This is a genomic window from Amycolatopsis sp. NPDC050768 (assembly GCF_040654155.1).
In the GTDB taxonomy this organism is placed as follows: domain Bacteria; phylum Actinomycetota; class Actinomycetes; order Mycobacteriales; family Pseudonocardiaceae; genus Amycolatopsis.
This window is the reverse complement of sequence record NZ_JBFAHL010000006.1, coordinates 303,620-316,449: the sequence shown is the minus strand read 5'-3', so window position 1 is coordinate 316,449 and position 12,830 is coordinate 303,620. Positions and strand designations below refer to the sequence as shown.

The window sequence follows — 12,830 nt, the reverse complement described above, 5'->3', positions numbered from 1 at the left end:
CCACGGCCCCTGGCAAGCAGCGAACCAGTTGGCGGGATGCCGTTGGGTTCGGCAATTTGCCATCTGGGTTGCCTGCGTGCCAGGCCATTGGCCGGTTCCGATGGCTTGTTGCCTGAGTAGCCGGCAACAAGCCGTACCGCAGGACACTTGCCGGCCGGCGTGGCATGGTGCCGATCGGCCGGCCGACTTTCCACCCCGCCGGCACAGAGCCGGGCCGCTCGCTAGACGGGACCGAAACCGGTTTCGGGCCCGGTCCCGTCGAGCGGCAGCGCCCAGCCGGCAGGTCAACAAAGGTCAGCAGAGGCCGGCTGCGGTCAGTAGATGTTGGAAGGCCGCACCATGCCCTCCGCGAGGTCACCGAAGCCGGGAGCGATGATGGCGCCCGGGTTCTGGATGATCTCCTCCACCACGAGCGTCTCCGTGGTCAGCAGCAGAGCCGCGATGGACGCCGCGCTCTGCAGAGCCGAGCGGGTCACCTTGAGGGGGTCGATGACGCCGGCCTCGAACATGTCGCCGTACTCGCCCGTGAGGGCGTTGAAGCCGTGGCCCGGAGCGGACGAGCCGACGGCGGCGAGGACCTCGTCACCGTCGTAGCCGGCGTTGATGGCGATCCAGCGCAGGGGCTCGACCAGCGCGCGCCGGACGATGTCGCGGCCCACGGCGGCGTCGCCGGTGAGGTCGAGGCTGTCGACCTCGGCACGGGCCTGCACGAGGGCGGTGCCGCCGCCGGCGACGATGCCCTCCTCGATCGCGGCGCGCGTGGCCGACAGCGAGTCCTCCACGCGGTGCTGCTTCTCCCGCAGCTCGACCTCGGTGGCCGCGCCGACGTGGATCACCGCGACGCTGCCCGAAAGCCGCGCGATCCGTGCTTGGAGGCTGTCCTGGTCGTGTTCGTTCTCGGCGCGCTCCAGCTCCCGCTTGATCTGCTCGATCCGCGCCGACACCGCGGTGTCGGCGCCCGCACCGCCGACGAGCGTGGTGCTGCCCTCGGTGACGGTGATGCGACGGCACCGGCCCAACTGCTCCAGGCGCACCGCGTCGATGCTCTGCCCCGCGTCGCCGGTCACGACCTCGCCACCGGTGAATACGCCGAGGTCCGACAGCTCCGCGAGCCGTCGGTGCCCGAAGCCCGGCGCGCGCACCACGACCGAGCGGAACGTGTTGTGCACGTTGTTCGCCACGAGCATGCCCAGCGCGGGCCCGTCCACGTTCTCGGAGATGATCACCAGCGGCTTCTGCGTCCGGGTCACCTGCTCCAGGACCGGCATCAGCGTCTGCACCTTCGAGATCTTCTCGTTGGTGAGCAGGATGTACGGGTCCTCGAAGACCGTCTCCATGCGGTCCTTGTCCGTGGCCATGTAGGGCGAGATGTAGCCGTTGTCGAACTCCATGCCGTCCACGAAGTTCACCTGCAGCCCGAACGCCGGCGACTCCTCCACGGTGACCACACCGCCGAGCCCGACGCGGCCCATCGCCTCGGCGATGATGTCGCCGATCTCCGGGTCGTTGTTCGCCGAAAGCGTCGCGACGTGTGCGAGGTCGCCCGCCTCCGTCACCTCACGGGCGCCGGCCTGCAGCACCTCGACCACGCGCTGCACGGCCTTCTGGATGCCGTTCTTCAGCAGCTGCGGGTTGGCGCCGTCGTCCACGGCGCGCAGGCCTTCGCGCACGATCGCCTGCGCCAAAACGGTGGCGGTGGTCGTGCCGTCGCCCGCCACGCCGTTGGTCTTCATCGCCACCTCCTTCACCAGCTGCGCGCCCATGTTGGCGAACGGGTTTCGCAGCTGGATCTCCTTGGCGATGGTGACGCCGTCGTTCGTGATCGTCGGGGCTCCGGTGAGCTTCTCGATCACGGCGTTGCGTCCCTTGGGGCCGAGCGTCACCTTCACCGCATCGGCGAGCGCGTTCACGCCCGACTCCAGCAGCTGGCGGGCTTCGACGTTGAAGCGCAAGTCCTTGGCCATGTCTGTCCTTTCCGTACGGAGGTCGTGGTCGCGGCTGAACCTGCCGGCGGTCAGGGCACGAGGATCGCGCGGCCGCGGACGAGGCCGCGGTCCAGATCGTCGAGCGCCTTCTCGAAGTCGGTCAGGGCGTACTTACTGGTGTGCAGCGCGACTTTTCCTTGCGCGGCAAGCACCATGAGCTCGGCGAGATCCGAATAGGACCCGACGAGGTTGCCGACGAAGTTGATTTCGGTGGAGATGATGTCGATGGTCGGCACCGCCAGCGTCCCGCCGTAGCCGACCACGTAGTAGTTCCCGGCGCGTCGCAACATCTTCACGCCGGCCTCGATCGCGCCGCCCTCGCCCACGAAGTCGACGACGGCTTCCGCGCCTTCGCCGCCCGTGAGCTCGAGCACCGCCTGGGCTTCCGAGCCGTCGGCCACCACGAGGTGGTCGGCACCGAGCTCGCCCGCGAGCTTCAGCGCCTCCGGAGACCGGTCGACCACGATCAGCTCCGCAGGGCTGATCGCCTTCAGCACCTGGATGCCGATGTGGCCGAGCCCGCCCGCGCCGATCGACACCACGCGCTCACCCGGGTGCAGGTGGGCCGCCGCCTTGCGGGCGGCGTGGTACGCGGTGAGCCCCGCGTCGGCCAGCGCCGCCACGGCCGCCGGTTCGAGCGAGGAGTCCAGCTTTACCACAGCCCGCGCGTTGGTGCGCAGGTATTCCGCGTAGCCACCGTCACGGTCGATGCCCGGGAACGCCGACTGTACACAGTGGACGTCATCGCCCGCGCGGCACGCCTTGCACAGCCCGCACGTGGCGAGCGGGTGCAGGATCACCGGGTCGCCCACGGACACCGACGTGACACCCTCGCCGATCTCCGCGACCCAGCCCGCGTTCTCGTGGCCGAGCGTGTAGGGCAGCGTGACGCCCGACTTCTCCGCCCACTGACCCTCGATGATGTGCAGATCTGTGCGGCACACGCCGGCGCCGCCGATCCTCACCACCACGTCGAGCGGTCCCTGCACGCGGGCGTCGGGCACCTCGACGAGCTCGGGGGTGCGGTCGTAACCACGTAGCTGCACCGCTTTCACGACGGTACCTCCTCTCGCACCTCGTCGCCGGTCCGGTAGTACCGCGGTTTCGTGCTGTCCTCGATGGACACGCGCACGCCCTTGGCGAACCGCAGCAGGCTCTGGCGCTCGGGGGACCGCTGCGCGTCGACCTGCCAGCCCTCGTCCACCAGCTTGCGCACGGCCCGCTCCATGCAGGCCAGGTGCGTCTCGCGCCGGAAGCCCGCCGGGAGCTCGGCGAGCCCACCACCGGCCTGTTCGGGGACCGAGCCGCCGAAGCCGGCGGCGGCGACCTCGCCGCCGGCGCGCCCCTCCAGCACGATGTCGACCGTGTCGACGCTCGGCAGGCTCAGCACCGCGTCGTGCGCGTCGGCCACCATCAGGTACGCGAAGTTGGGCGCGCAGAAGTACGCGGGCAGCCGCAGCCGCACCGAAACCGAGTGGCCGCGGTCGTTGTGCAGGCGCACGCGGACGCCGCCCACGAACCCGAGGTCCGTGATCGGCTCGTGGAACTCGGGGTCCACGACGTCGGCCAGGGCACGCCAGACTCTGCTGGTCAGCGTTTCCGCTGTCGCCGCGGTCATGCCGGGACCTTCGAACTCGCCTCGGCGGCCGCGCGGGCACCGGCCATCCCGGCGGTCACCTCCGCGGGCACTTCGAGGTCGTAGAGCTGCGCGGCGTTGAGGCCGAGGATCTTCTTCTTCGCGTCCGTGGTCAGCGTGCCGTAGTCGCCCTGCATGTCCTCGGGGAACTCGAAGTCCACGAAGGACTCGACGAGCCACTTCGGCTGCCAGATCGCGTAGTCGCTGGCGAAGGTGATGCGGTTCTCCCCGAGCCAGTACAACAGCTCGCCCACGACCTGCGCGAAGTAGCGCGGCCGCGTGTGGATGAACGGCATCGCCACCGCGAGGCAGGCGTAGACGTTGGGTTCCTGCGTGGCGATCCAGCAGAAGTCCTCGAACCGGGGCAGGCCCACGTGCTCGACGACGAAGTTGAGGTTCGGGAACGCGACGGCAGCGTCGTCGATGTCGGCGACATCGGCCGAGTCCCGCTCGCTGTGGTCGATCGCGGGTCCTTTGTGGACGTGGACGTTGCGGATCCCGAGCTGCTCGCACTTCTCCAGGTACCGATAGGCCCACGGGTCGGACAGCTGCCAGCCCTTCGACTCGCCCTTCCACTCCGCCGTGTAGAGCTTCACGCCCTTGAGGTCCCACCGCTCGGCCAGCGCTTCGAGCTTGTCCAGCCCGGCCTCACCGTCGCGAGGGTCGAAGGCGCCGTTGACGATGAACTTGCCAGGGTTGTTCTCCGCGACGGCCCCGTCCTGCTCGGTCGTGTTGAACCCGTTGACGTAGAACTCGGTGAGGTAGGTCGGCTGGAAGATGGCCTTGTCCACGTAGCCCGTCGTGAACAGGTCGTCGATCAGCGTCTCCTCGGAGTACTTGCCGAACTTCTCCAGCGACCACAGCCACTCGGCGGGGCTGAGAGTGCGGTGGTGGTCGTAGAAGCACTCGATGAAGCCCTTGCCGTACCGGTTGGCCTGGTTGGCCGGCGAGCCGTCCCAGAAGTGCACGTGGCTGTCGACGATGAAATAGCTCTCGCCGTCCTTGCGGTACATGGGGAGTCCTTTCGCGGGAAGGGCCCCGGGGCCGGGGCCGGGACGGCGAGCACCGTCCCGGCCCGGCCCCCCTCGGGGCGAACCGGTGTCCGTGCGCGGGCTACTCGACCGGTTCGAGGTCGAAGTCGATGTACTCGGCCGCGTCCTCCGGGTTGGCGAACAGCACCGTCTCGTCGTCGAGGTGGACCATGCGCCCGTAGTGGGTCGACATGATCTCCTCGAAGTCGGTCTGCCCGAAGTCGAAGCCGATCGCCTCGGAGATCTCGTCCCAGTTGAAGACGATCTTGTTCGTGCCGTCGAGGCGGATCATGGACGGGTACTCCGCCACCGTGATGCCCGGCTTGCTGCGCATGACCTCAGCCACGACGTAGCCGTTCTGGTTGTTCATCAGGGTGACGCCGCACATGTTCGACGCGGTGCGGTCGACGCTAAACTGCCTGCTCGCGGTCATGAAAGCAGCCCTTTCGGTTCGTCGAGGGAGAGGTCGGACAGGAGGCTGCGCAGGCTGGCCACCGAGCGGTCCCAGGACTCGGCGAAGGTCACGACCTTCTCCTGCGGCTGCGACCAGATCGGCTGCAGCGTGCGGGCGGCGGCCTCGGACACCGGCACCCACTTCTCGAGCCACGACGTGAGCACCCGCTTGTTCTGCGCGGAGTGCTCGGCGTCGCTGGTGAGCATGCTGAACAGGGCCCGGGTGTAGGAGCGGTCGCGCCCGTAGTCGTGCTCGCCGGCACCGACCACCGTCGGCGTGACGTAGTCGCCGTTGCGGGCGGCCACCTGCATCACCAGGTGGCTGCGGAAGAGCTCACCCACCAGGGACTCGAACACCACGTTGGCGGCGAACAGCGACTCGGCCCAGTCTCCGATCGCCGTGAGGCGCTCGACGTTCTCACGCACGCCCTGCCACGCCGGGTCCTCGTGCCACACCGAACGGTGCACCGCGCCGTCGAAGTCGATCCCCGACTCGGTCAGGTCCAGGTTGTAGAGCGCGAGGTCCTGAGCGAAACGCAGCTTGTGCGCGGTGTTCACGGCGATCGCGTTGTTGATCATGTTCGTCGGCGCCGAGCGCTGCTCCGAGCAGAACACGTGCATGCCGAGCCCGTGCTCGGCGTGCATCCAGGCACCCAGATGCCGTTCGACGAACTTGCTCCAGCTCGGCGCCCAGTTCTGGTAGGCGCCGGCTTTCTTGGCGTTGTCGAGGTTGAGCTGGATCTGCCGGACGACATTGGAGTTGTTCCGGAAGATCGTCTGTTCCCACTCCTCGTTGGGGTCGAGGAACTCGTGCCAGTTGCCCGACTTGAGCTCCGTCCACTCCTTCGGGTAGCCGCCGGGGCCGTCCGCGAAGCCGTAGATCCAGCCCTGGGAGAGGTGCCGCTCGGGGTCGGGCTGGACGTCGAAGGTCACGTCCTCGTAAATCGTCGCACGCATCTTGCGCGGCTTGAAGTAGTTGTAGCTTCGGCTCTTCGAGCTCGGGAAGTCCAGCAGCCCGGCTTCGGCGCCCGTGAACTCCGGCTTCGGGAAGCTCTGCTGGGGCTTTTCCGTACTGACCATGAGCACACCTCTCTGTGTGTGTGGCCTGCTTCGGGTGGGATCGGCCCGCGGTGGTCAGTCCTCCGCCGCGGCCGTGATCGTGAACTTGTCGTAGAAGACCTGATCTGACGGCACACCCAGGCTTTCCAGCAGGGGCAGGGCCGCGTCGATCATCGGCGGCGGGCCGCACAGGTACACGTCGCATTCGGCGATGTTGTCCTCCCGCCGTTCGAGCACCTGGGTCACGAGCCCGGTTTCGCCTTCGCCGTCACCCGGCCAGCCTTCGGGAGCGGTGTCGGACAGACACGGCACGAACCGGAACTTCGGCAGCTGCCGGGCGAGCTCCGCCATCTCGTCGAGGTGGAAGAGGTCCCGCTCGGTGCGGGCGCCGTAGTAGTACACGACCTCCCGCTCGTTGCCGCTTTCCGCCATCTGCCGCAGCAGCGCCAGAATGGGGGACATCCCGGCCCCACCGCCGACGAAGACCAGCCGCCGGTCGGAGCTGACCCGCAGGGTGAACGTGCCGTACGGCCCGGTCACCTCCAGCGGGTCGCCGGCGGACAGGGGTCCTTCGAGCAGCCCGGAGAACTTGCCACCGGGGTAGCGCTTGATGATGAACTCGAGGATCCCGCCGGCCACCGTGACGTTGGCCATGGAGAACGAACGGTGCTCGTCCGTGCCCGGGATCTTGATGTCCACGTACTGCCCCGGGTGGAACCGGATGCCCGCGTCCTCGTCCACCTTCAGGCGGACGAGCGAGATGTCGTGGGTCAGGTCGGTGATCGACTCCACCGTGGTTCCCGCCGTGACGACCGGCAGGCCGGACCGGATCATGTCCTCGTCGTAGTTGGTCAGCTCGATCTCGAGGTCGGAGTACGCGTGCCCTCGGCAGAGCAGCACGAACCCTTCCTCGCTTTCGTAGTCGGCCAACGCGAACGTGGAGTACCGGTCCATCTGCAGGTCACCCTCGAGCAAGAAGGACTTGCACGCCGAGCACTGCCCCTCCTTGCAGCCGTGCATGAGCATGACGCCCTGCCGGAAGGCCGCATCGAGGATGGTCTCGTCCTCGTCGGCCTCGATGTCGATGCCGACCGGTTCGAACCGGATCTTGTGCTTGTCGCCCATGGACGCCGCTCCTGGGGATGGGGGTACCCACCGGGGCACCCGGGATTCGAACCCGGGAACCCCGGCGGGGACCGTTTCGGGGTGCGGCCTCAGGCCACCGTGACGTTCGGGTTCGCCTTGTACGCGGCGATGTGCGCCTCGCGCTCGGCGTCCGACATCTTGTTGAGCGCGATGTTCGGGCTGCCGAAGGTGATCCCGCGGACGTCGTTGAGAGTCCACAGCTTCTTCGGGTCGTCGAGGTCGAGGTGCGGCTGCGGGATGAGAGTCTTCCCGTCGTCGCGGACGTAGCCGAGGTCGGAGATGATGTCGGCGAGGTCCATGCCGTCGTAGAGCGTCTCCCACTCGCGCTTGCCCGTGAGCCGGCCCATGTTCGGGGTCTCGCGGCCCTCGTACTCGCCGCGGAACGCCGTGGTGTCGGTCCAGGCGCAGGTCTCCGAGCAGTAGGTGCGCCACTGGCCGTCGACCTTCTCGGTCACCATGTCCTCGCGGATGAGGGCGGGGACCATGCAGGTCCAGCAGCGGTGCGGGTACTCGTAGCCCACGTTCTCGAACGCGATCGGCTTGTTCTTGCCCGGGTAGCGCAGGCGGTTGTACGCCTCCCACCACTTGCCGAACTGGTTGTACCAGCCCGGGTACTTCGACTCGAACCACTCGAAGTCGGTGTCGGTCATCGGGTCGATGCGCCAGTAGTTCACCGGCCACCCGGTGGCGAAGAACTGCGCCACGCGGTGCACGTAGTGCTTGTTGATGATCCGGTTCCACGCCTCTTCGACGAGGTCGTGGGGGATCTTCAGGCCGTACTTCTCGAGCGGGATGAGGTAGCTGCGGTAGTAGTCGTCGTAGATCCACCGACGCCACATCTCCGCGTAGCTGTCACGGTCCTTGCGGCGGTCCTTCGTGCCGTACTCGATGAAGGTGCCGATGGCCGCGTCGACCACGCAGTGGTTGTTCCACCACGCGTAGCGCAGGTCGCGCTCGAGCAGCGTCCGGTTGTCCTCGTCCGCCAGCGCCATCAGCAGGATGGAGTAGCCGTTGCTGATGTGGCGGGACTCGTCGGACTGCACGGAGTGGAACACCGTGGGCAGCAGGTAGTCGCCGTTGGCCGCGGCCTCCGACGGCATGGCGACGAACAGGGTGTTCGTGAACGCGGTCTCGGCCACCACCGTCAGGTAGATGTTGGCGGCGGTGATCGCGTCACCGGTGATGAAGCCCTCGCCGAACTGCCGGCCGATCGTGCCGGCGTAGTTGTTCGAGAACGCCTTCTCCGTGATGTCGAACCCGGCGGGGTCGATGTAGTGGTTCATGTAGAGGCGCTTGAGGTTCATCTGGATCGTCGAGTGGCGAACCTCGTCGATCATCTGCACCGCGAGGCCGTTGTGCACCTCGGGGTTCGGCACCGCGTCGATCGCCATCGGCATCGCGCGGGCGGCCGAGATCTCCGGGAACGGGATGATGGACAGGAACAGCTTCTGCCACTCCATCCAGCGTTCCTGGACCTGGCGGAACATGTTGCCGCGGATGGCGCCGTCCATGGCGCCGAACACGCGGTTGTCCTTTTCCTCCTCCATCGGGAAGTAGGAACGAAGGATCTGCTTGAGCGGGTCCTTCTTGGGGGCCTTGTCGAACTTGTAGTCGGTCCCGAAGCGCTTCGCGGGGGTCGCGAAGGTCGGTTCCCACGACAGTTCCGTGATCTTCTTGTGGGCCTTGCTCAGACTTTGTCGACTCACGCCGTGTACCTCCACCTGATCGGTCGTCGGCAGTTCCTGGCTCGGCTTGGTTCGCGCCGCTCGCGGGTGGTGATCCGGTCCCCGGCCGCCTGGCCGCCGGGCACCGGATGCAGCTCGCACGTCGCCGTCCGGATGCAGGGAATGACACCGCGAGTACCCTGTGATGGTGGTCTCAATATGAGACAGGCAGTGGTCTGCGCTGCCGTTATGGTGACTGGCACACGACGTCGTGTGCCTGGCCGGGGCGCACGACGCCCTACTGCCGGGAGGTGAGGCTTTGACCGACGCAGGCGCCTCCATTTCGTCGCCGGACAGGCTGGCGAACGCCAGGGAGCAGTTCTTGTCCACGGAGGAGGTCGACGCGGAAAGTGTCCGCAAGACGATCCTCGCGTCGTGGTGGCGGTCCCGGACGCACCGGGTGGCCGCCGACCACGTGAAAACTCCGTATGTGGAGGATCCCAACCTCGAGACGCCGCTGCTGCAGAGCGCGGGCGCGGTGCTCGACGCCCTGGAGGACAAGCTGAGCGACCTCGCGGTGAGCGTGGTGCTCACCGACGACCAGGCGCTGGTGCTGGACCGCCGGACGGAGGACCGCGCGCTCGAGCGTTACCTCGACGGGGTGCAGCTCGCGCGCGGGTTCAGCTACGCCGAGGAGTTCGTCGGCACGAACGGGATCGGCACGGCGCTCGAAGGCAGGCAGGCGACCGCGGTGTTCGGTCACGAGCACTACGCGGAGAACCTCGACACGCTCGCGTGCGCCGGCGTGCCCATCCGTCACCCGATCTCGGGCCAGGTCCTCGGCCTGCTGGATCTCACGTGCTGGAAGAAGGACGCCGGCCCGCTGCTGCTGGCGCTGGCCAAGGCGACCGCGCACGACATCGAGACGGAGCTGACCACCCAGGTCGGCCTGCGCGAGCTGAGCCTGTTCTCGGCGTACCTGCGGGCGTGCCGGCGCGGGCAGGGGATCGTGCTCGCGGTCAACAACGATCTCGTGATGCTCAACGACCACGCCCGCCAGCTGCTCGTGCCCGAGGACCAGGCCGCGCTGCTGGCCCGGGCCGTCGAGGCGCTGAGCTCGCAGTCGGACCGCTCGCTGTCGATGGACCTGCCCAGCGGCGCCCGCGCGCGGCTGTCGTACACGCCGGTCTCGAGCGATGTCGGCCCGGCCGGCGGCGTCGTGCGGGCCCGGCTGCTGCAGGAGCCCGAGGTCGTGTCCGCGCGCACCGACACGCGCCAGCCCGTGCTGCCCGGCATCGTCGGCACGGGCGCGTTGTGGGTGCGGGCGTGTCACTCGGTCGGCCGCTTCGCGCGCGACCGGAAGTGGACCGTGGTCGAGGGCGGACCCGGCAGCGGCAAGCTCGCCGTCGCCCGAGCCGCACATTCCGGCTCCACGGCGAGCGCGCCGTGCGAGGTCGTGGAGCTCGACGGCATCAAGCCGGGGGAGTGGGAGGTCCCGGTGCGGCGCGCGCTGCGCAAGGGCCCGGGCACGGTGGTGTTCCGCCACCTGGACAAGCTCTCGCAGCAGGAGCAGCGGGCACTGGCCGCGGTGCTCGACGACGCGCGGCTCGACGCCCGCGTGTGGGGCGTCGCGACGGTGTCGGAGGGTGAGCAGGACGGTCTCGACACCGACCTGATGCGCCACTTCCCGACGTCGGTCACGGTGCCGCCGCTGCGCCACCACATCGAGGACGTGCGCGTGCTCGTGCCGTTCCTGCTCGCGCAGCTCGGCAAGGGCCCACTGCTGCACTGCTCGCCGGCCGCGCTGCAACTGCTCCTGCGCAACGAGTGGCCGGGCAACGTCGCCCAGCTGCGGCAGGTGCTGCGCAAGGTCGTGCACACCCGCCGCGCCGGCGTGATCGAGCCCGAGGACCTGCCGCCGGAGTGCCGGACGGTGGTCAAGCGCGTGCTCAACCCGCTGGAGTCGCTGGAGCGCGACGCGATCGTGCGCAGCCTCCTCGACGCCGACGGGAACAAGTCCCGCGCGGCCCACTCCCTCGGCATGTCGAGGGCCACGATCTACCGCAAGATCCGGGACTACGGCATCGACATCCCGTCGTGAGCGATCTCGCGTGGGGCGCTGCGATCGGGTGCGGGGAGGACGGCGCATGATCGACCTGGAGCACGACCACGGCGTCGCGGTGGTCCGGATGCACGAGAACCCTTGCGGGAGCATGGTTCCCGAGACGCTGGACCGGATCACCGCCGCGCTGGGCTACATCGGCGGCTCGTACGCGGTCGTCCTCACCGGCGGTGACGACGTGTTCGCCCGCGGCTTCGCCGGCACGGCGGACCGGCTGGAGCGGGCCGTGCTCGCCATCGCGAACCACCCGAGCCCGGTCGTCGCCGCGATCGGCGGAGACGCGCTGGGCGCCGGCTACGCCCTGGCGGCGGCCACCGACCTGCGCGTGATGGCTCAGGGGCGGCTCGGACTCGGCGCGGCCGCGCACGTGCCGCCCGCCGTCGAGGCGGTGTTGCGCCGCCACGCCGGCCCGGTCTGGCGCACGGTCCGCTCGGGCGAGCGCACGTTCACGCCGGAGGCGGCGCTCGTCGCCGGACTGGTGGAAACGTGTTGCGCCCCAACCGATCTGCTGCACGTGGCGGTGGAGCGGGCGGCGCGGCTGGCCGGCGGGGCGAAGCAGTTCTGCTGAGGCTCTTCCCGGTGCTCGGGCCTCAGCCGAACTCCTTGCGGATCTGCGGGAGCACCTCGGTGCCCAGCAGCTCGATCGCCTTCATCACCTTCGCGTGCGGCACGCCCGACCAGTCCATCTGCATGGCGTAGCGGTCGGCGCCGGTCAGCTTGCCGACGCTGATGATGCGCTCGGCCACCTCGTTCGGGCTGCCGACGAACAGTGCGCGGGCGCCCTCGGTGTACTGGTCGTACTCGCGGCGCGTGGGCACGGCCCAGCCGCGCGAACGCGCGCCCCACTTCATCGTCTCGAGCCAGTACGGGTAGAAGGTTTCCTTGGCGTCCTGGGAGTTCTCGGCGACGAAGCCGATGGCGCCCATGGTCACGTCGTGCTCGTCGTCGGCGTGCTCGCCGGCCGCGGCCGCGCGGCGGTAGAGGTCCACGAGCGGCGCGAAGCGCTCCGGCTCGCCGCCGATCACGGCGTAGACCACGGGCAGGCCGAGCAGCCCGGCGCGGATCGAGGACTCCGGGTTTCCGCCGGTGCCGACGGAGATGCGCAGGCGCCGGCCGTACGGGCGCGGGTAGATGTGCGCGTCGTTCAGCGGCGGGCGGAAGCGGCCCGACCACGTGATCGGGTCCTCGCGGTCGATGCGCAGCAGCAGGGCGAGCTTCTCTTCGAACAGCTCGTCGTAGTCGCCGAGGTCGGCACCGAAGAGCGGGAACGACTCGGTGAACGACCCGCGCCCGGCAAGCAGTTCCGCACGGCCGCGGCTGAGCTGGTCGAGCGTCGTGAACTGCTGGTACAGGCGCACCGGGTCCTCGGTGGAGAGGACCGTGACCGCGCTCGCGAGCGTGATGTGCTCGGTGACGCTCGCCGCCGCGGCCAGCACGGTGGCGGGGTTCGAGATGGCGTAGTGCTCCAGGTGGTGCTCGCCCAGGCCGTAGAACCCGAGACCGAGCTCGTCGGCGAGCTTGATGCGCTCCACCGTTTCGGCGAGCCGCTGCGCCACCGACACCTGCTCACCGGTCACCGGGTCGGGCGTCCGGTCGCCGAAGCTGTAGATACCGAGTTCCATGTCCACTTCCTCGCGAGTTCCTGGCGTCGAACCTACCAGGCTTTGATGACGCGTCAACATTTCTTGTCGGTAGTGTCCGCGGTCACGGACTCAACCTTCCCGCCCGCTCACC

At 68.7% G+C, this 12,830-nt stretch carries 11 protein-coding genes; 2 read left to right on the top strand and 9 right to left on the bottom strand.

What is annotated here, in order from left to right; genetic code table 11:
* Positions 1–314 precede the first annotated feature (314 nt).
* The 8 genes from groL to AB0H62_RS20035 all read right to left on the bottom strand — a co-directional run bounded on the left by groL (position 315) and on the right by AB0H62_RS20035 (position 9,016).
* Positions 315–1,964 carry a chaperonin GroEL gene (gene groL / locus AB0H62_RS20070; RefSeq protein ID WP_220241249.1) on the bottom strand — a complete coding sequence of 550 codons (1,650 nt, stop codon included), beginning with the start codon at positions 1,962–1,964 and terminating at the stop codon, positions 315–317.
* Positions 1,965–2,014: 50 nt separating this feature from the next.
* Positions 2,015–3,040 carry an NAD(P)-dependent alcohol dehydrogenase gene (locus tag AB0H62_RS20065; protein WP_360587388.1) on the bottom strand — a complete coding sequence of 342 codons (1,026 nt, stop codon included), beginning with the start codon at positions 3,038–3,040 and terminating at the stop codon, positions 2,015–2,017.
* The gene (locus tag AB0H62_RS20060; protein ID WP_360587386.1) at positions 3,037–3,603 is read right to left on the bottom strand and encodes an iron-sulfur cluster assembly protein; all 567 of its coding nucleotides are present in this window, start codon (positions 3,601–3,603) and stop codon (positions 3,037–3,039) included. Before AB0H62_RS20060 ends, AB0H62_RS20065 begins: the two co-directional genes overlap by 4 nt.
* Complete coding sequence (locus tag AB0H62_RS20055; RefSeq protein WP_220241243.1) at positions 3,600–4,634, bottom strand: amidohydrolase family protein; 1,035 nt, start codon at positions 4,632–4,634, stop codon at positions 3,600–3,602. The genes AB0H62_RS20060 and AB0H62_RS20055 overlap by 4 nt, the downstream gene beginning before the upstream one ends.
* 100 nt (positions 4,635–4,734) lie before the next feature.
* Positions 4,735–5,085, bottom strand: a complete 351-nt coding sequence (gene mimD / locus AB0H62_RS20050) for a propane 2-monooxygenase effector subunit MimD (protein WP_220241241.1) — start codon at positions 5,083–5,085, stop codon at positions 4,735–4,737.
* Positions 5,082–6,185: an aromatic/alkene monooxygenase hydroxylase subunit beta gene (locus AB0H62_RS20045; RefSeq protein ID WP_220241239.1), complete on the bottom strand. Its 1,104-nt coding sequence runs from the start codon at positions 6,183–6,185 to the stop codon at positions 5,082–5,084. Before AB0H62_RS20045 ends, mimD begins: the two co-directional genes overlap by 4 nt.
* A 54-nt stretch (positions 6,186–6,239) precedes the next feature.
* Complete coding sequence (locus AB0H62_RS20040; RefSeq protein WP_220241237.1) at positions 6,240–7,289, bottom strand: FAD-binding oxidoreductase; 1,050 nt, start codon at positions 7,287–7,289, stop codon at positions 6,240–6,242.
* An 89-nt stretch (positions 7,290–7,378) separates the two neighbouring features.
* Positions 7,379–9,016, bottom strand: a complete 1,638-nt coding sequence (locus tag AB0H62_RS20035) for an aromatic/alkene/methane monooxygenase hydroxylase/oxygenase subunit alpha (RefSeq protein ID WP_220241236.1) — start codon at positions 9,014–9,016, stop codon at positions 7,379–7,381.
* A 277-nt stretch (positions 9,017–9,293) separates the two neighbouring features.
* Here AB0H62_RS20035 and AB0H62_RS20030 point away from each other — a divergent pair, with 277 nt between their 5' ends.
* Entirely contained in the window at positions 9,294–11,075 is a 1,782-nt protein-coding gene (locus AB0H62_RS20030) for a helix-turn-helix domain-containing protein (RefSeq protein ID WP_220241234.1), read from the top strand.
* A gap of 46 nt (positions 11,076–11,121) precedes the next feature.
* A complete protein-coding gene (locus tag AB0H62_RS20025) occupies positions 11,122–11,664 on the top strand; it encodes an enoyl-CoA hydratase-related protein (RefSeq protein WP_220241233.1) in 543 nt (180 codons plus the stop codon).
* Positions 11,665–11,686: 22 nt separating this feature from the next.
* On the opposite strand, the gene AB0H62_RS20020 is transcribed toward AB0H62_RS20025, so the two are convergent.
* Positions 11,687–12,718, bottom strand: coding sequence for an LLM class flavin-dependent oxidoreductase (locus AB0H62_RS20020; protein WP_220241231.1), 1,032 nt, complete (start codon positions 12,716–12,718; stop codon positions 11,687–11,689).
* Positions 12,719–12,830: the final 112 nt, after the last annotated feature.